This is a genomic window from Niallia tiangongensis, assembly GCF_044704065.1.
Classification (GTDB): Bacteria; Bacillota; Bacilli; order Bacillales; family Cytobacillaceae; genus Niallia; species Niallia tiangongensis.
The window spans coordinates 2,052,157-2,071,642 of the sequence record NZ_CP162613.1; the positions used below are offsets into that span (position 1 = coordinate 2,052,157).

18 protein-coding genes are annotated in these 19,486 nt (G+C 36.3%); 17 read left to right on the forward strand and 1 reads right to left on the reverse strand.

Annotated features, from left to right (window positions below; all coding sequences use genetic code 11):
- Positions 1 to 221 precede the first annotated feature (221 nt).
- The 15 genes from AB3U99_RS09565 (at position 222) to spoVM (ending at position 16,651) form a co-directional block, all read left to right on the forward strand.
- The gene (locus AB3U99_RS09565; protein ID WP_400247126.1) at positions 222 to 1,490 is read left to right on the forward strand and encodes an extracellular solute-binding protein; all 1,269 of its coding nucleotides are present in this window, start codon (positions 222 to 224) and stop codon (positions 1,488 to 1,490) included.
- Positions 1,491 to 1,885: 395 nt separating this feature from the next.
- Positions 1,886 to 2,809, forward strand: coding sequence for a carbohydrate ABC transporter permease (locus AB3U99_RS09570; protein WP_400247128.1), 924 nt, complete (start codon positions 1,886 to 1,888; stop codon positions 2,807 to 2,809).
- A 16-nt stretch (positions 2,810 to 2,825) separates the two neighbouring features.
- The gene (locus AB3U99_RS09575; RefSeq protein WP_400247130.1) at positions 2,826 to 3,671 is read left to right on the forward strand and encodes a carbohydrate ABC transporter permease; all 846 of its coding nucleotides are present in this window, start codon (positions 2,826 to 2,828) and stop codon (positions 3,669 to 3,671) included.
- Entirely contained in the window at positions 3,671 to 4,108 is a 438-nt protein-coding gene (locus tag AB3U99_RS09580; protein ID WP_400247132.1) for a hypothetical protein, read from the forward strand. Before AB3U99_RS09575 ends, AB3U99_RS09580 begins: the two co-directional genes overlap by 1 nt.
- A complete protein-coding gene (locus AB3U99_RS09585; protein ID WP_400247134.1) occupies positions 4,108 to 5,850 on the forward strand; it encodes a glycoside hydrolase family 2 protein in 1,743 nt (580 codons plus the stop codon). The genes AB3U99_RS09580 and AB3U99_RS09585 overlap by 1 nt, the downstream gene beginning before the upstream one ends.
- Before the next feature lie 17 nt (positions 5,851 to 5,867).
- Positions 5,868 to 7,679, forward strand: a complete 1,812-nt coding sequence (locus tag AB3U99_RS09590; protein ID WP_400247135.1) for a glycoside hydrolase family 2 protein — start codon at positions 5,868 to 5,870, stop codon at positions 7,677 to 7,679.
- Between the two features lie 359 nt (positions 7,680 to 8,038).
- The gene (gene def, locus AB3U99_RS09595) at positions 8,039 to 8,527 is read left to right on the forward strand and encodes a peptide deformylase (protein ID WP_400247137.1); all 489 of its coding nucleotides are present in this window, start codon (positions 8,039 to 8,041) and stop codon (positions 8,525 to 8,527) included.
- Entirely contained in the window at positions 8,520 to 9,479 is a 960-nt protein-coding gene (gene fmt, locus AB3U99_RS09600; protein ID WP_400247138.1) for a methionyl-tRNA formyltransferase, read from the forward strand. Before def ends, fmt begins: the two co-directional genes overlap by 8 nt.
- The gene (gene rsmB, locus AB3U99_RS09605; RefSeq protein WP_400247139.1) at positions 9,466 to 10,818 is read left to right on the forward strand and encodes a 16S rRNA (cytosine(967)-C(5))-methyltransferase RsmB; all 1,353 of its coding nucleotides are present in this window, start codon (positions 9,466 to 9,468) and stop codon (positions 10,816 to 10,818) included. The genes fmt and rsmB overlap by 14 nt, the downstream gene beginning before the upstream one ends.
- A complete protein-coding gene (gene rlmN, locus AB3U99_RS09610; protein ID WP_400247141.1) occupies positions 10,815 to 11,912 on the forward strand; it encodes a 23S rRNA (adenine(2503)-C(2))-methyltransferase RlmN in 1,098 nt (365 codons plus the stop codon). The genes rsmB and rlmN overlap by 4 nt, the downstream gene beginning before the upstream one ends.
- 6 nt (positions 11,913 to 11,918) lie before the next feature.
- Complete coding sequence (locus AB3U99_RS09615) at positions 11,919 to 12,677, forward strand: Stp1/IreP family PP2C-type Ser/Thr phosphatase (protein ID WP_400247143.1); 759 nt, start codon at positions 11,919 to 11,921, stop codon at positions 12,675 to 12,677.
- Entirely contained in the window at positions 12,674 to 14,680 is a 2,007-nt protein-coding gene (gene pknB, locus AB3U99_RS09620) for a Stk1 family PASTA domain-containing Ser/Thr kinase (RefSeq protein ID WP_400247145.1), read from the forward strand. The genes AB3U99_RS09615 and pknB overlap by 4 nt, the downstream gene beginning before the upstream one ends.
- A gap of 107 nt (positions 14,681 to 14,787) precedes the next feature.
- Positions 14,788 to 15,669 carry a ribosome small subunit-dependent GTPase A gene (gene rsgA / locus AB3U99_RS09625; protein WP_400247147.1) on the forward strand — a complete coding sequence of 294 codons (882 nt, stop codon included), beginning with the start codon at positions 14,788 to 14,790 and terminating at the stop codon, positions 15,667 to 15,669.
- Between the two features lie 167 nt (positions 15,670 to 15,836).
- On the forward strand, positions 15,837 to 16,481 hold the full coding sequence (locus AB3U99_RS09630) for a thiamine diphosphokinase (protein ID WP_400247148.1): 645 nt from the start codon (positions 15,837 to 15,839) through the stop codon (positions 16,479 to 16,481).
- 89 nt (positions 16,482 to 16,570) lie between these two features.
- A complete protein-coding gene (gene spoVM / locus AB3U99_RS09635) occupies positions 16,571 to 16,651 on the forward strand; it encodes a stage V sporulation protein SpoVM (protein WP_016201070.1) in 81 nt (26 codons plus the stop codon).
- A gap of 159 nt (positions 16,652 to 16,810) precedes the next feature.
- Here spoVM and rpmB read toward each other — a convergent pair whose 3' ends face one another.
- Positions 16,811 to 16,999, reverse strand: a complete 189-nt coding sequence (gene rpmB / locus AB3U99_RS09640; RefSeq protein ID WP_016201071.1) for a 50S ribosomal protein L28 — start codon at positions 16,997 to 16,999, stop codon at positions 16,811 to 16,813.
- Between the two features lie 372 nt (positions 17,000 to 17,371).
- Here rpmB and AB3U99_RS09645 point away from each other — a divergent pair, with 372 nt between their 5' ends.
- Both AB3U99_RS09645 and AB3U99_RS09650 read left to right on the forward strand, forming a co-directional pair.
- Positions 17,372 to 17,734, forward strand: coding sequence for an Asp23/Gls24 family envelope stress response protein (locus AB3U99_RS09645; protein ID WP_400247150.1), 363 nt, complete (start codon positions 17,372 to 17,374; stop codon positions 17,732 to 17,734).
- 16 nt (positions 17,735 to 17,750) lie between these two features.
- Positions 17,751 to 19,430 (forward strand): DAK2 domain-containing protein, encoded by a 1,680-nt coding sequence (locus tag AB3U99_RS09650; RefSeq protein ID WP_400247151.1) that lies wholly within the window; start codon positions 17,751 to 17,753, stop codon positions 19,428 to 19,430.
- Positions 19,431 to 19,486: the final 56 nt, after the last annotated feature.

Here is a 19,486-nt window from a genome sequence, read left to right on the forward strand (position 1 = left end):
ACCTCCTTTAACTATATGGTTAAATAATTGCTTGTCTGTTTATTGTATCATTCATAGTGTTTAACCGCAATAGAAAACAAATTTAATATTGATAAATTAGCATTGACAACGCTTTCTTATGTTGTTAAATTAGTAATGTAAAAAGGTTTAAATGATCAACTTTAACTTTTTAGTTAAACAATTTAGTTGAGTAATGAGTTAAATAAAAAGGAGGAATTATTGTGGGGGCAAAGAGTAAGCTTTGGAAGTATATTGGGGTAATTGGGCTTTCAATTGGTATTTTAGCAGGCTGTGGAGATTCGGAAGCTAGTAGCAGTTCCAAAAATGAAATTACGTTTTGGAATCCATTCACAGGGCCAGACGGGAAAAACATGCAGGCAATGGTAAATGAATATAATAAGACGAATCCTGAATACAAAATCAAAAACGTTTCATTAAAAGAAACGGATATGTATACAAAGATTCCGACGATTGTAAACTCCAAAAAGAATATTCCAGATTTAACAATCGTCCATGCAGAACGAATTAAACAGTTTAAAGATAATGATATGTTAACTTCTTATAATGATTTGCTCGCCGATTTTCCAGAAATTAAGGCAGACAATTATGTTGCGGAGGCTTGGAAGATTGGAGAACTAGATTCAGAGCGTTATAGTATTCCGTTAGATATTCATACATTCGGGCTTTACTACAACAAAGATTTAGTGGATAAGTATTTACCAACAGCATTGGATGATAATATTGTAACATTTGATGAGATTAAACAAGTTGGAGAGAAAGCGCAAAACGATAAAATCAGAGCACTAGGGGTAACATGGCTGAAGCCTAATTTCTTGTCACTATATGCACAAAATGGTGGGGAGTTAACAGAAGATGGCATTCAACCAACTTTAGTTAACCAAGCAGCGAAAGATACATTTAATCTGTGGAGAGATTATGTGAAGGCTGGTTATACAACAAAGGATGGAGAAGATCCAACACAAATGTTCTTAACTGGAAAAGTTGTTTTTCTTCCTGAAGGAATTTGGATGCAAAACCAAATTAAAGAGTCAAAGGTAAATTGGGGATTAACAAATGCTCCTCAATTATCAGATGACTTATCTAAAGCAGTGAACTGGTCTTCTTCTCACCAATTTGTCATGTTGAAAGATGATTCTCGAAGCGATGAAAAAGAAAAAGGTGTTGTTGAGTTTTTAGACTGGGTTCGTGATAACTCAATGGAATGGGCAAAATCCGGACAAAATCCAGCAACACTTTCTCTTTTAGAAAATGAAGAATATAAAGCAATGCCACAATCATTCTTCTTAGCAACACCAGAACAACAAGCAACATTAAAAATATTTGACTACAAATACAATGGTTATGTTTCTGAATTGCTTGATTCGAAAGCGGGCGATGTTGTATTCTCCAAAACAGAAACGGACAAAGCGTTAGAGGATATGGAAAAAGAAATATCTGCAAAGGTAGAAAAAGATAATTCGAATAATTGATTTTTGAATAAAAATGAAAGTGTTTACTTTTTTGAGTTGGGATTTTAGGGATTGTTAGAAAGTTGAAAACAGGTAGGAAAAGGAAGAATAGCAAGTCCTAAGCAGACTGAATACACAAAAGACGCAACCGGGTTAAACGAGTGAGACAGGTGGAAACATTTCTAGTTATGCTCGCGGTGACTAAAACCTTGCCCGCAAAAAGCGAAGTGTATTCAGCTGCAGCTAATATCAACAAGCTTCAACAAAACGGCCTAATCTATCTAGAATAGTAAACAGCCTACATACAGAAATAAAGTTGCTAGTAAGAAAATAAGTGCATTTAGACTGTAAGCTTTAAATGTATAAGATCTACGAATCTTATTCTAATAGAAGGAAGAGGAAAGGAAGTAGGGCGTATGGAAACTGTTCCCGCTACGAATCATGTGAAACAAATGAAAATAAAAAAGTCTAGGAATACATCCTTTGCACCATGGCTATTTTTAGCACCTCATTTGATCATTTTTGGAGTGTTTTTTCTGATTCCGATCTTTTTTGGAATCTATATTTCTTTTACAGAATGGGATTTGATTAGTTCCCCGACCTTTGTTGGATTGGATAATTATAAAGAATTATTACTGCAATCTGATTCCGTCTTTTATGAACAACTTCATAATGGGTTAAAAAACACCTTTTTATTTGTTCTATTTACCGTCCCGTTTTGTATTCTTGTACCACTGCTTCTTGCAGCGGCATTGAATACAAAACCAACTCTATGGAAAGTATTTCAGTCTTTATTCTATTTTCCATCGTTATTCGCGATTTCTGCAGTCATCATTATCTGGGGACTTATGTTTAATGTGACGTATGGTCCAATTAATAATATTTTCAATCTTGAAACAGTTTGGACTGGTACACAGCCTTATGCATGGATTGCGCTAGTAGCTGTAACAGTTTGGTGGACGATTGGAGGAAATATGATCATTTACCAAGCGGCATTGAATGGAATTCCGAAAGATTATTATGAAGCAGCAGATATTGATGGCGCTTCTTCTTTTCAGAAATTTATTAAGATTACCCTTCCAAGTATGAAAGGGCAAATTCTTTATACGGTTGTTATCACAACAATTGCCCAATTTAATGTTTATGGTCAGCCATTAATGTTAACGGGTGGTGGCCCAACAGACTCAACGAGAGTGTTATTAATGGATATTCAGCAAAATGCCTTTGGTTCAGGTCAATCAATTGCTGGGATCTCGTCTGCAATGGCTGTTATTCTTGGACTTTGCATAATGGTTGTTGCATCATTACAATTCTTTTTCTTAAGAGAGAGAAAGAATTAAATAGAGGAGGAAGAGTATGAGCAGTAAAAGAACCAATCCAATACCTAAAATAATCGCGTTCGCCTTTTTGCTTATTATGGCTGTGATTTGGATTATTCCTTTATTATGGGGAGTTGTAACCTCCTTTAAATCAGAAATAGAACTACAAACAGTGGGCTTTAAATTTCTTCCGATTGAATGGGTGCTTACAAATTACACAACATTATTAGTTGATAATACAAGTACACCATTGGTTCGTTGGTTTACAAATTCCGTTGTTATTTCTGTATCACACACAACATTAGTTTTAATTGTTGTTACATTATCTGCATTTGCTTTTAGTAGATTAAATTTTAGAGGAAAAAATGGTTTGTTTGCCTTTTTAATGGCAACGATGATGTTTCCAGGAGTAGTAAATCTTATTCCTCTTTATAAAATCATTGATATTCTTGGCTGGGTAAACTCACCGATTGCGATGATTGTTCCTGGAGCAGCTGGTGTCTTTAATATCTTTCTCGTTAGACAGTTTATGAATAATATTCCTCTCGAATTTGATGAAGCAGCCCGTATGGATGGTGCAAATGATTTTCAAATTTTAGGAAAAGTAATTTTGCCATTGGTAAAACCGGTACTTTTGGTTGTTGCCTTATTCTCCTTTACGGGATCATGGAACGACTTCTTATGGCCCTCCATTGTATTTAATGATATAGAAAAGATGCCAATTACACCAGGTCTACAGTTATTGCAAGGAATGTATCAAGCACAACCAACCTTATTAATGGCAGGTGCATTGTTTGCGATTATTCCAACCTTTATTTTATATCTATTCGCACAAAAGTATTTCTTGGAATCTATGTCGTTATCTGCTGGGGTGAAAGGATAATGAATAGAAAGCTAGAAAGAAATTTAGTGAGAATTGTAGGTGTTTGGCAAATTGTTGATGGTCTCTTTACGATCTTGCTATATGGGACATTAAAAAAGGTAGAAGGTGCGAAGCTTGTAGAGGACTCTGCTTTCGCTTATATGAAAGCAATGGAATCGTATGTTGGAAGTATCTATATATTTATAGGTATGTTTGGCGCCTTGTTAATCGGCCTCGGATTAATTAATTTAGTTTGTGCAAAGAAATATATGATAGATGACCAAGTTCATATGAAAGTTGCAGTTTGGCTGTTCGTATGTGGGGCGCTATCCTATATCATCATGGATATTATTAGCTTAGTTTTATGTATGTCAGCAGGTATCCTAGTTTTAGCAAAAAATAAATCTATTCGAAAAATTAATATGACAAGAAATGAACAAGTTGGAGGTATAAATTAATGAATGAATTGCATCCAAATCCTCAATTCCAAAGAGTGGAATGGGTTTCTCTAGATGGAAAATGGAAATTTACTTTTGATGATAAAAAAGTAGGGGAGAAGGAGAGATGGTATGCATCTTTTCCAGAGAGTACAACGATAAATGTACCGTTCACTTACGAAACGAAAGCAAGTGGCGTTAATCAACAAGAACATCACGAAACGGTTTGGTATGAAAGAACGATTACAATTGATGATACAAAAAAGCATCCGATTGTCCATTTTGAAGGAGTAGATTATGAGGCGTTTATCTATGTAAATGGTAATCTCGTAACAATCCATCAAGGAGGTTATCATGGTTTTTCCGTAGATGTAGCTGATTATGTGACAACTGGAGAAAATAAACTGACTGTTAAAGTCAAAGATTCAAAGGATTGCGCCCAACCGAGAGGAAAACAACGCTGGCATGATGAGAATTTTGGTTGCTGGTATGTTCAAACAACGGGAATATGGAAATCAGTTTGGTTAGAATACGTAAATGAATTGCACTTAAATCATGCGAAAATTACGCCATTATTTGATGAGCAAGAAGTCGCGATTGAAGTAGAAACAAAGGATATCCCGCTTATAGCAGAAGGATATAAAGTAGTGGCATCCATTCGATTTAATGGCAAAGTGATCAATGAATTAACTGCTAATGTAGTGGATAATACGGCGTCACTTAAAGGAAGTGTATTAGCAAGACTGGATCCATGGACAATGAAGGTTTGGAGTCCAGAAAATCCCGATTTATATGATTTGACTCTTAAATTGTACCACCAAGATGTATTACTTGATGAAGTGCAATCCTATTTTGGAATGCGTAAGATATCTATTGAAGGAAATAGAATCCTTCTTAATAATAGAGAGCTATATCAACGCTTAATTTTAGACCAAGGCTACTGGGAAGAATCGGATTTAACGCCACCAAGTGTTGCGGCGTTAGAAGAAGATATAGATAAAGTATTAGAATTGGGATATAACGGAGTCCGGAAGCACCAAAAAGTAGAGGACAGCAGATTTTTATATTTAGCGGATAAAAAAGGTCTCCTTGTCTGGCTAGAAGTTGGTTCAACGTATGGATATAGTGACAAAGCAGTTTGTAATTTTACCCATGAATGGTTGGAAATTGTGAAGCAAAATTACAACCATCCAAGTGTGATCACATGGGTACCATTTAATGAATCATGGGGAATTGGGAATATCCATCATGACAAGCAGCAACAAGCTTTTACGGAAAGCATCTATCATTTAACAAAAGCATATGATAGCAATCGCCCTGTTATCACAAATGACGGCTGGGAACATACTATTTCTGATATTATCACACTGCATGACTATGAAGAGTATGGGGCAGTTCTTGCAAGTAGATATGAAGATAAAGAAAAATTAATGTCTAATTCCATCCAGTTTAATAAAGGTTTCTATGCTTTTGCAGAGGGTTATCCGTATAGAGGGCAACCGATCCTTATTTCTGAATTTGGTGGAATTGCTTTTCAAACAGAGGAAGGCTGGGGATATGGTAATCAAGTAAAGGATGAAGAAGCGTTTTTTAAACGTTTTGAAGACATCCATTATGCAGTACAGGATTTAGAATATGTATGTGGATATTGTTATACACAACTAACCGATGTACAACAAGAAGTAAACGGCTTGCTTACAATCGATAGAAAACCAAAAGTTTCCGTTGAGAGAGTAAGACAAGTAAATACCCGCAGATTATAACCATAGGAGTGTATAAGATGACGAGACAAGAATATCCGCGCCCTCAGTTCGTGCGAGAAGAGTGGATTAACTTAAATGGAACATGGCAATTTCAGTTTGATGATGACAATATAGGAGAAAAAGAGCAGTATTTTAATAAAGAAACACTTGAAAAAGAAATACATGTACCGTTTGTTTTCCAATCTGAGCTAAGCGGTATTGGGGAAAGAACGATTCATGAATATGTATGGTATAAGAAAGTTGTAGTTATTCCCAATAATTCTGATAAAAGAACGATTTTGCATTTTGGTGCGGTAGACTACTATTGTAAGGTCTATGTGAACGGACAATTCGTGGGAGACCATGAAGGCGGGCATACTTCGTTTTCATTTGATATTTCGAATTATTTAGCAGAAGAAAAACAAAGTATTACGGTGAAAGTTTATGATCCTTTAAAGGATGAAACAATCCCGCGGGGCAAACAGTTTTGGGAAGAGGAGCCGCGGGCGATCTGGTATACGAATTCTACAGGAATTTGGCAAACCGTTTGGGTGGAACAAGTCAATAAACAACATATTGAAAAAGTTCGATTTACATCTGATCTTGATATAGGAGTCGTTTGGATGGATTTGGCTTTAAATGAAGTAACAGACATTTCAAAAGCTTCTTATTATGTGAACTACAAATTGATGTTTAAGAATACTTTGATTGCAGAAGATCGAATTAAAATGAACAATATTGTTGAAAAACGGGCAGTAGACATTATCCAAAATAAAATTTTCCGTACGAATTTCCATGATGGTGGCTACACTTGGTCACCAGAGCATCCAAATTTATTTGATGTTTCCATCGAGCTCTGTGATGAAAGTGGAACAGTTTTAGATAAAGTGGAGTCCTATTTCGGCTATCGAAAAGTTCATACGGAAAATGGCATGGTCTATTTAAATAATAAACCATACTATCAGAAACTTGTGCTTGATCAAGGATATTGGCCAGAGGGACTTTTAACAGCACCGAAAGCAGAAGATTATAAAAAAGATATAGAACTCGCGAAAGAAATGGGGTTTAACGGATGTAGGAAGCATCAAAAAACGGAAGACCCTCTCTTCTTGCATTATGCAGATACATTAGGTTTTCTAGTTTGGGGAGAATGTGCATCAGCACCTGTTTATACAAAAGAAGCCGCTACAAGATTAATGAAGGAATGGATGGAAATAGTGGAAAGAGATTATAACCATCCGTCCATCATCACATGGGTTCCACTAAATGAAAGCTGGGGTATTCCAAATATTCATTTTGATAAAACACAGCAGCACTTTTCAACAACGATGTATCATATGCTCCATGCAATTGATGGCACACGACTAGTAATCTCCAATGACGGCTGGGAAGCGACCGTTACAGATATTTGTGCGATTCATAATTACGGCCATGGAAATGCAGAAGAAAGGGCAAAATATCAATATTTCAAAGAGTCTATTTCAACTGTTGAAAATTTACTTACCTATGCTCATAGTAAATGGGAAGTGTATGCAGAAAATCACTCCCATCAAGGAGAACCAATCCTGTTAACAGAATTCGGAGGCATCGCATTTAAAATAGGAGATCAAAGCGGTTGGGGCTACACTTCCGTAGAGAACGCAGAAGATTATATAACAGAATACCGTAAGATTATGGAAGCAATTTTCCAATCAAAAGGACTATGGGGCTATTGCTATACACAACTCACAGATGTCGAGCAAGAAATTAACGGTATTCTAACATATAATCGCGTTCCAAAATGCGACTTAGCGAAAATTAAAGAGCTTAATAATCTGTTTTTTCCAGAAAGATTGGCGATAAAGGGGTAAATGTTTTACTAGTAATTATAATGGAGGTAGCGGGGAACCGCTCCTTTCTTTTTGCATGGTAATATGTTAAAATGTTCAAGGCTCATGACAGCGAAAATGATGGATGGTTAAAGTTATCCTGAGTTTTTCTGACATGGGTTTTTATTTTGTTAGCCCATAATAGGAAGGAACTTATTAATTTCCAAAAGGAATACATAGCTATTTAGTAGCAGGGTTTGATAAAATACAAAAAGGAATGAGTTTTTGCATAGGCTGTTTGTACGAACTTTATTTAGATAAAAGGAACAATAAATTTGAAAATAGTCTTCGGTTAAAAATTATTTAAACTGAAATTGCGCTCAATGTTTGGAGGAAATAATGTGGCAGTAAAACAAATTGTAATGTTCCCAGATCCGGTGTTAGAAACACCATGCGCGGAAGTTACAGTATTTGATAAAAAATTAGCAAAGCTATTAAACGATATGTATGATACAATGATTGAATTTGATGGTGTCGGTCTTGCTGCTCCGCAAATCGGGATATCACAACGCATTGCCGTAGTAGATATTGATGATGAAATGGGTACACTGGAATTAATAAACCCAAAATTATTAGAAGTAAATGGCTCCCAAGTCGGACCAGAAGGCTGTTTAAGCTTTCCTGGATTATTTGGAGAAGTCGATCGACCATTCTCTATTAAAGTAGAAGCTCAAAATAGAAAAGGAAAAAAATATATAATAGAAGCAGAAGAATATTTAGCACGAGCGATTTTGCATGAAATGGATCACTTAGATGGAGTATTATTTACTTCAAAAGTAATTCGCTATCTAGAGGAAGATGAGCTAGAAGGAGTGGAAGCAAATGACTAAAGTAGTATTTATGGGAACACCTAACTTTTCTGTTCCAGTATTGCAAAGATTAATAGATGAAAAGTATGATGTAATTGCGGTTGTTACACAGCCTGATCGTCCTGTTGGCAGAAAAAAAGTACTTACACCCCCACCAGTTAAGGTGGAAGCGTTAAAGCATGATATTCCTGTCTATCAACCTGAAAAGATTCGTCAATCAGAAGAGCTGAAAACGATTATCTCTCTTAACCCAGATATTATTGTAACAGCTGCTTTTGGACAAATTTTACCAAAGGAATTATTAGATGCACCGAAATTTGGATGTGTAAATGTACATGCATCCTTACTTCCTGAATTAAGAGGCGGAGCCCCAATTCATTATAGTATCTTACAAGGTAAAGAGAAAACAGGGATTACGATTATGTATATGGCAGAGAAATTAGATGCAGGTGATATTATTTCGGTTGCGGAAGTGAAAATTGCTGAAGAAGATACGCAAGGAACGCTTCATGATAAATTAAGTCGAGTTGGAAGTGATTTATTAGCTGAAACTTTGCCTAAACTGTTAGCAGGAGAAATTACTCCTATTCCTCAAAAGGACGAGGAGGCAACGTTTGCACCGAATTTGAAACGTTCAGATGAAAAAATCGATTGGTCTGCTTCAGGAGAAGAAATTTTCAATAAAATTCGTGGATTAAACCCATGGCCAGTAGCCTATACCCTATATCAAGATAATGTGATGAAAGTATGGGCTAGCAAGAAGGTAGCGAAAAGACAAGAAGCGGCTCCTGGAACAATTGTAGAAATAACGGATCAAGGTCCAATTGTAGCAACGGGCAATGACGCCTATATTCAATTAACAGAAGTGCAACCAGCAGGGAAGAAGAAAATGGACATTGGTCAATTTTTACGCGGCGCTGGCAGCAAGATGCAAGTAAATGAAGTGTTAGGAGTGACAAATGAAGAAGACTAGAAAAAATGTTCGGGAAGCAGCGTTGGATATTTTAGAGAGTATTCAAAAAAATCAAGCGTACAGCAATCTATTATTAAACACAACGATCAAAAAAAATGAGATTCCATTAAAGGATATTGGTTTACTAACAGAAATTGTATATGGAACCCTTCAACGAAAAATGACGCTTGAATTTTATCTTCATCCTTTTATTAATAAAGGAAAGAAAATGGAAGCTTGGGTGCAAATTCTTTTACAGATGACGCTGTATCAAATGGTATATTTGGATCGTATTCCAGATCATGCTGCAATCAATGAAGCGGTAGAAATTGCGAAAAAAAGGAGCCATAAAGGAATTAGTGGCCTTGTAAATGCTGTTTTACGAAACATCCTTAGACATGGATTGCCAGCTTTTAGTGAGATTCAAGATGAAATAGAGCGACTTGCTATTGAAACAAGTCATCCCCGTTGGCTTGTAAAAAGATGGGTAGAGCAGCTTGGAATAGAAGAAGCGAAGAAAATGTGTGAAATTAATTTAAGAGCACCAATGCAAACAGCTAGGGTAAATACAACAAAAATCTCTGTCGAAGAATGCTTAACCCTTTTAACAGAAGAAGGATTCCAAGTTGAAGCAAGTGAAGTAATTCCAGAAGGGATTAAGGTTTTAAAAGGAAATGTAGCCCACTCATCTGCTTTTGAAAAAGGAATGTTAACGATTCAAGATGAAAGCTCGATGATCGTTGCCTATGCTCTAGATGTAGACAAGCCGTATTCCGTATTGGATGCTTGTGCTGCTCCAGGAGGTAAATCGACACATATTGCTGAGAAGATGAATAAGGAAGGAAAAGTACTTTCCATAGATCTTCATGAGCATAAAGTAAAGCTGATTAAGCAAAATGCAGATCGCTTAGATTTACCAACCATTGAAACAAAGGCAATGGATTCAAGAAAGCTAGATAGTAGCCTTGAGAAAGAAAGCTTTGACCGAATTCTTCTCGATGCACCATGTTCAGGTTTTGGAGTAATGAGAAGAAAACCGGATATGAAATATACGAAAACGGAGGCTGACGTTGATCGCCTACAGAAAATTCAATTAGACTTATTAGCTTCTATCTCTCCGCTCTTAAAAAAAGGTGGATTATTAGTATATAGTACATGTACGATTGATAAAGCAGAGAATGAAGAAGTGGTAGAAAAGTTTTTGGCGGAAAATTCCCAGTTTGAAAGAGATTTAACTTTAGCAGAACGATTACCGTCCGATCTAAAAAAATATACAGATGGAAATGAATTACAGATTTTACCGCAATATTTCGGCTCCGATGGCTTTTATATTGCAGCATTAAGAAAGAAGGTGCAATGATGGAACAAGTAAAAACATCATCAAGAAGAAGACAAAAGGCAGAACCAGCAATTCCCTCGATTTACTCAATGGAATTGCAAGCATTAAAGGATTGGCTAACGGCACATAATGAAAAAGCGTTTCGGGCTGATCAAATTTTTGAATGGCTATATAAACAACGAGTAACCTCTTTTGAGGATATGACTAACTTATCGAAAAATTTACGTTTAATGCTGCAAGAAAATTTTACGATTACAACATTAAACACGCTTATTCAGCAAACATCTAATGATGGAACGATTAAATTTTTATTTGAATTACATGATGGGTATTCGATTGAAACAGTTTTAATGCGCCATGATTATGGCAATTCTGTATGTGTAACGACACAAGTAGGCTGTAGAATTGGGTGTACATTCTGTGCATCTACTTTAGGTGGATTAAAAAGAAATTTAGAAGCAGGAGAAATCGTTGCTCAAGTCGTAAAAGTACAACAGGCATTAGATGAATTAGGCGAACGTGTAAGTTCTGTTGTTATTATGGGGATTGGGGAACCATTTGATAACTTTACTAGTATGTTAAGTTTCCTAAAAATTATTAATCATGAACAAGCATTGAATATTGGTGCAAGACATATTACTGTTTCAACTAGTGGGATTATCCCGAAAATTTACGAATTTGCAGACCAAAATATGCAAATTAACTTTGCTGTTTCCCTTCATGCTCCTAATACAGAGCTAAGAAGCAGACTAATGCCGATCAACAGAGCTTATAAATTACCTGATTTAATTGAAGCAATTCGTTATTATGTAGATAAAACAGGAAGACGTGTAAGCTTTGAGTATGGCTTGTTTGGGAATGTAAATGATCAAGTGGAGCATGCAGAAGAGCTAGCTGAGCTTGTAAAAGGAATAAAGTGCCATGTCAACTTAATTCCTGTAAACTATGTACCAGAAAGAGATTATGTAAGAACACCGAAAGACCAAATCTTTTTATTTGAAAAAACGTTAAAGAATCATGGAGTAAATGTGACAATCCGTCGTGAGCAAGGTTCAGATATCGATGCTGCATGTGGACAGCTTCGTGCCAAGGAGAGAAAAGAAGAGACGAGGTGATCACCTTTGAGTCACATTTTTATGACTGATAAGGGGAAAGTTAGACAACATAATGAGGATAGTGGAGCAATTATTAGAAATAAAAGCGGTCAACGCCTTGCCATCGTAGCAGATGGCATGGGCGGACACCGTGCAGGTGATGTTGCAAGCTCACTCACTGTTGAAAAACTGACAGAACTTTGGACAATGGTAGAGGAGATAAAAACTGCAGATGAAGCAGAAAATTGGTTGAAATTAAATATTTTAAAGGTCAATCAATACGTTTTTGACTATGCTTCGACCCATTCAGAATGTGAAGGCATGGGAACAACCATTATTGGGGTAATCAGTACAGAGAATTTTTCTACGATTGCACATGTGGGGGACAGCAGATGCTATCTTTATAATGAAGATGGCTTTAAACAAATTACAGAAGATCATTCCTTAGTAAATGAATTAGTTCGTATGGGGCAAATTTCGAAAGAGGATGCAGAACATCATCCGCGAAAAAATGTCGTTTTACGAGCACTTGGAACAGATGCTCAGTTAGATATTGATGTGATGACGATTATGTTTGAAGAGGGGGACATCATTTTCATTTGTTCCGATGGATTATCAAACAAAGTAGCAGATCAACAAATGAAAGAAGTGCTTGAAAAAGAGAATACGCTTGAAGAAAAAGCTTCTATCTTAATTGAAACAGCTAATATAAATGGCGGCGAAGATAATATTACAGTCGTTATATTAGAACATGAGGATGGTCATCAAGCAGGTGACGTGCAATGATGATTGGGAAAAGAATAAGTGGTCGATATAAGGTATTAGATATGATTGGCGGAGGTGGAATGGCAAACGTCTATCTTGCGCATGATATGATTCTTGATCGGGATGTAGCTGTCAAAATGCTCAGGCTCGATTATGTCAATGATGAAGAATTTATTAAACGATTTCATCGCGAAGCACAATCAGCAACAAGCTTAGCCCATCCGAATATCGTCAGTATTTATGATGTTGGGGAAGAAGGAGATATCTATTATATTGTAATGGAGTATGTGGAAGGCGATACATTAAAACAATATATACATAAAAATTCACCGCTTTCTGTCGAGACAGTTATCGCAATTATGCAACAAATCACATCAGCAATCGCACATGCCCATCAAAATCATATTATTCACCGGGATATAAAACCCCATAATATTTTAATAGATAAAGATGGAAAGGTAAAAGTAACGGATTTCGGAATTGCCATGGCATTGAGTGCAACAAGTATTACCCAAACAAATTCTGTGCTAGGTTCGGTTCATTATTTATCTCCTGAGCAAGCCCGTGGTGGGATGGCGAACAAAAAGTCCGATATTTATTCGCTTGGGATTGTGATGTTCGAATTATTAACAGGGAGACTTCCTTTTTCGGGAGAATCCGCTGTTTCGATTGCTTTAAAGCATTTGCAGTCCGAAACACCTAGTGTTAGAAGATGGAATGAAGGAATTCCACAAAGCGTTGAAAATATCGTTCTGAAAGCTACCGCGAAGGATCCTTTTTATCGATATAATAGCATGGAAGAAATGTCTGAGGATTTGCGCACTGCCCTTGATATGGAAAGAATGGATGAACCTAAGTTTGCGATTCCAATTGATGATGAAGCAACAAAAGCAATACCTGTCATCACCAATGATGGTTTGTATAAAAATTTCGATGAAACGATTGTTCATAAAAATGAAAAAGAAGAACCTGGGAAGCAGCAAGTAGAGCAAAAGCCGAAAAAGCCAGAAAAGAAAGGGAAAAAAAGCAAGAAAAAAGAAAAGAAAAAGGGCAAGAAAATAGCTGCAATTATTGTTTCAACGTTTATTGTATTAATATTACTAATGGGATTAGTAATATTTGTCTTACCAGACTTGCTTGAACCAGAAGATATTGCAGTACCCGATGTCACTGGTCTAGAAGTGGATGAAGCGAAGACAGAACTCGAACAAAAAGGGTTTGTTGTGTCTGACACCATCACCTTAAATAGTGAGGACATTGAAAAAGGACATGTCATTAAAACAAGTCCGAGTGCCGGTAGCTCCCGAAGAGAAGGGACAGAAATTACCGTTTACGAAAGCTTAGGAAAAGAGACAGTGGTCTTAAGTGATTATGTCGGTAGAAATTATGAGGATGTTGTTAAACTATTAGATGGGTTTAAAGATGTCGACAGCGTGGAAGAATTTGATGAGAATGAACCACCAGGAACAATCTTAGCCCAAAGTATTGCACCAAACGAGGAAGTCGTTCCAGGGGAAACATCTATCGAGTTTACTATCAGTAAAGGTGCAGAGCTAATTAGCATTAAAGATTTAACGGATTATACGAAAAAAGAAGTAAATGATTACGTTGACGATGTTGAATTAAAGGTAACATTTACAGAAGAATATAGTGATTCAGTAGAAAAAGGATTGGTCATTTCACAATCACCAGAGGCTAGAACGAACTTGAAAAAAGGGGCAGAAATCACCGTTGTCTTGTCTAAAGGAAAGAAAGAAGTACAGCCGAAAGAAGTAATGAAGGAAATTTCAATCCCTTATGAACCAACTGAAATGACTCCTGATGGAAAGCCAGTTGAACAAACAGTAAGAATTTATATAGGTGACTTTAATAATAGTATGACAGAACCTGCTGAGACGTTTACGATTACCGAAAATACGAAAAAGACAATCTATCTTCAAATTCCAGAAGGGCAAAAAGGGTACTATCGTGTGCAAATTGATAGTGTTGTTATCCTTGATGAAGAAGTTCCCTACCCTGATTAATGGATGAGTAGCTTTTGGTTTGAATTGCAAAGATAAGGGAATGCTTCTTTTTAGAAACACTCTAGAATTATTTAAAGAGGCTAAAAGTAGTAAGGAGCGTTATATGTATGCCTAAAGGCAAAATCATTAAAGCATTAAGTGGATTTTATTATGTATTAAGCGAGGGTCAATTAATACAATGCCGAGGAAGAGGAGTTTTTCGCAAAAATAAGGTAACCCCTTTAGTGGGGGACGAAGTAGTCTTTCAAGCGGAGAACGAAACAGATGGTTATATATTAGAAGTAAAAGATAGGAAAAATGAACTAGTAAGACCGCCAATCGCTAATGTAGATCAGGCAATTCTTGTATTCTCTAGCGTAGAGCCTGAGTTTAGCACAGCATTATTAGATCGTTTTCTTGTATTAATCGAATACAACAGAATTGATCCGCTAATCTGTGTTACGAAAATGGATTTGGCAAGCAGCGATGAAGTTGCAAAAATGAAGGAGTTTGCAGCACAATACGAAGCTGTTGGATACCCTGTCATTTTAACCTCTTCTGAAACCGAAGCAGGGATAGCACAGTTATTACCCTATTTAAAGGATAAAATTTCTGTGTTTGCTGGACAATCAGGTGTAGGAAAGTCTTCCTTATTAAATGTAATTAGACCAGATTTAGACTTAAAGACAAATGAAATCTCTTCCAGTTTAGGAAGAGGTAAGCATACAACGAGACATGTAGAGCTTATCTCCATAGGAGATGGACTTGTCGCAGATACACCAGGCTTTAGCTCACTTGAATTTCTTGATATCGAAGCAGAAGACCTAAATTATTGTTTTCCTGAAATAGAAAAAGTGAGCGAAAACTGTAAATTTAGAGGCTGCCTCCATCTTTCAGAACCTAAATGCGCAGTGAAAGAAGCGGTCGAAAACAATGAAATCCCAGCTTATCGTTATGAGCATTATAAAGATTTCCTTCAAGAAATTAGAGATAGAAAACCTAGATACTAGGTAAGTGGACTTTCTATGTCCCTAAAAAGCAGATTCTTTCTATAGCTATTTGTAGTAATTGCTTGATTGGCAGTTTTTCCATTCAAGCAAAGGAAACAAAGGGTTATATATAAGAGTCTGCATTTTTGTATAGAAAGAGATAGAAGGAAAAATAGAGGAGGAGAACAATGATTGTACATATTATGGCTGGTGGTCCAAAGCAATATATTCCTGAATTAGACAGCTATCCGAAAGATGTTTGCTGGATTGGAGTGGATCGCGGGGTTATATATTTAATGGAAAAATCTTTGCCGATATATGCTGCTTTCGGTGATTTTGATTCCATTTCAGAAGAAGAACTGCATACAATAGAAGAAAAAACAGGAATCATTCAACGTTTTAAGCCAGAAAAAGATGAAACAGATATGGAGCTTGCGCTTCTATGGGCGATTAAAGAAGGGGCAACCGTTATTCGACTGTTCGGTGCAACTGGTGGGAGACTCGATCATACAATAGCCAATCTTCAGCTGTTATTAAGAAGTGCCATCGATAATAAAAATATTAAAGTGGAGATAATCGATAAACAAAATAGCGTAGCCGTTGTCCAAGCAGGTTCCTATACCATTGAAATGATGAGTAAGTATAAGTATATTTCATTTTTTCCTTATAGTACAAAGATTGTAGGTCTAACTTTAGAAGGTTTCAAATACCCTTTAGTAAGGAGAAATCTTCCTGCTAGCAGCACATTATGCATAAGTAATGAACTAATTCGAGAAACTGGTACTTTTTCCTTTGATGAAGGCATATTAATGGTAATAAGAAGTTGTGATTAAAATTTGACTAATCATGGTACTAATTTGTTTTATCTGAATAGGATATGTAAGTGCTAGCGATGTTTATTGATTAAGGAGGGACAGTATTCATGAGATTTTATACCATTAAATTGCCGAAATTTTTAGGAGGACTTGTCCGAGCGATGTTAGGAACCTTTAAGAAGGACTAACAAAAGATTCTGCGAATTTTTTTTGTAAAGACAACCTTTTCGCGAATAAGGCGGGGAATTTCGAAAACTTACTGTACTTATATGGTTTGGGTTTAAGTGTAGGTTAGAAAGACAAAATAAAAAAGGACATGTGATATGTCCTTTTTTATTGCGATCTGATTAAACGCGTTCTACTTTACCAGATCTTAATGCTCTAGCAGATACCCAAACACGTTTAGGTTTACCATCTACTAAAATACGAACCTTTTGAAGGTTAGCTCCCCAAGTACGTTTGTTAGCGTTCATAGCATGGGAACGAGCATTACCTGTAGTTGTTTTTCTTCCAGTGATAACACATTTACGTGGCATGTATATTTCCCTCCTTATTACAGAAACCCATTAAAATGAGTTTGAAAAGTCATAGATAGCAATTTACTTATAGTCTGCTAAATAATCCTCGTTACAGATACTTTAATAATTTATCATACAACTTAAATGAATGCAATAGTTGGATTAAAAGCTTTCAAGAAAATTTCCTTGACATCAAAACTAATTAGTTTATTCCAAGTCTTTGTGGGAATAGTAAAATTAGTAACTTTTTTCTGAATTTATACCAATGCTTTAATAGAAGTATTGTTTTGTTATATAATAATAATAAGCTTTTTAACTATAGCTTTCAAAAAGGTATTGGTTATAGTAAAATGTCAGTAGTCAAGGAGCAATTCCAAAGGGGGAAAACTCATGTCCATTGAATTAAAAACGAATTTCGGACAGATTGATATATCTACAGAAGTTATCGCTACAATCGCAGGTGGGGCAGCAATAGACTGCTACGGTATCGTTGGAATGGCGTCAAAGAATCAAATTAAAGACGGTTTAACAGATATTTTGCGAAAAGAAAACTTTACGCGTGGTGTAATCGTTCGAAAAGTGGAAGAAGAAGTACATATTGATATGTATATCATTGTAAGTTATGGAACGAAAATCTCCGAGGTTGCGCACAACGTTCAATCAAAAGTAAAATACACACTCAATAAGACAGTTGGACTTGCCGTTGACTCGGTTAATATTTACGTTCAGGGAGTTCGTGTGACGAACCCGTAGTAGAGGAGGAAACACAGTGTCAATTACAGTTTTAGAAGGAAAGCGTTTTGCCGAAATGGTAATCCAAGGTGCAAACCATTTATCCTCTAATGCTAAATATGTAGATGCGTTAAATGTTTTTCCAGTGCCAGATGGAGATACAGGGACGAATATGAATTTATCGATGACTTCAGGTGCAAAGGAAGTTCAAAAGAACATTCAATCACATATCGGTAAAGTTGGAACCTCTTTATCAAGAGGTTTATTAATGGGAGCCAGAGGAAATTCAGGGGTTATTCTTTCTCAATTATTTCGTGGGTTTTCCAAGCATATTGAGCAAAAGGAATCCATAACTGGTCAAGAATTTGCAGAGGCTTTACAATTTGGTGTGGAAACAGCATATAAGGCAGTAATGAAGCCTGTAGAAGGAACGATTCTAACAGTTGCGAAAGATGCTGCAAAGAAAGCGGTTCAATCTGCAGAAACGAATGATGACATTATTGCTATCATGGAAGATACAGTAAAAGAAGCAAAAGCATCTTTAAATAGAACGCCTGAACTATTACCTGTTTTAAAAGAAGTAGGCGTAGTGGATAGCGGAGGGCAAGGGTTAGTATTTGTCTATGAAGGCTTCTTAGCTGAGTTAAAAGGCGAAAAACTTCCTGATGCTGTTCAAAACGTTGTCTCCATGAACGAATTAGTAAATACAGAACATCATAAAAATGTTCACAGCTATATCAATACAGAGGATATTGAATTTGGCTATTGTACGGAATTTATGGTTCGTTTAGAACAGGAGAAACTAGGAAACAAGTCGTTTTCAGAAGAAGATTTTAGACAGGCTTTAAGTAAATACGGAGACTCTTTATTAGTTATTGCAGATGATGAAATTGTGAAAATTCACATTCACTCTAATCAGCCAGGTGAAGTATTAACATTTGGTCAAAAATACGGTAACTTGGTAAAAATGAAAATTGAAAACATGCGCGAACAGCACAGTAGCTTAGTGGATGCAGCTGAATTCAATGAAGAAACAACTGCTCATTCTGTGGAAGAACAAAAAGAGTATGGAATTGTAACAGTTTCAATGGGAAGCGGAATCGCAGACCTTTTCAGAAGCATTGGCGCTCATTATGTCATTGAAGGCGGCCAAACGATGAATCCAAGCACAGAAGATATTGTCAATGCTGTAAACCATATAAATGCGAAAAAGGTCTTTATTTTACCAAATAATAAAAATATTATTATGGCAGCAGAACAAGCAGCGGAAGTGTTAGAACAGGATGTTGTTGTCATTTCTTCTAAAACGGTTCCTCAAGGAATGTCAGCATTGCTAGCTTTCAATCCTTCTAGCGATTTAGAAACAAATGAAAAAAATATGAAAGCTGCGCTTGAGCATGTGAAGACAGGCCAGATTACGTATGCAGTCAGAGATACAAGTATTGACGGCCTTGAAATTGAAACAGGCGACTTTATGGGACTTGCAGAAGGCAAAATCGTTGTAAAAAGCAAGGGCAAAACAGAATCTGCAATGGAGCTTTTAAAGTCCATGATCGATGAGGATTCAGAAATTGTAACGATAATCAAGGGAGAAGAAGCGACAGAAGAAGAGGTTGAAACGCTTGTATCCTTTATCGAAGAAAATTATGAAGACGTGGAAGTAGAAGTCCATGACGGAAAACAGCCACTATATTCCTTCATCTTTTCAATCGAATAAGCATTAGCTTTAAAAGGGTGTGCCTTTAAGAGAGGCATGCCTTTTTTTTTGAGGTT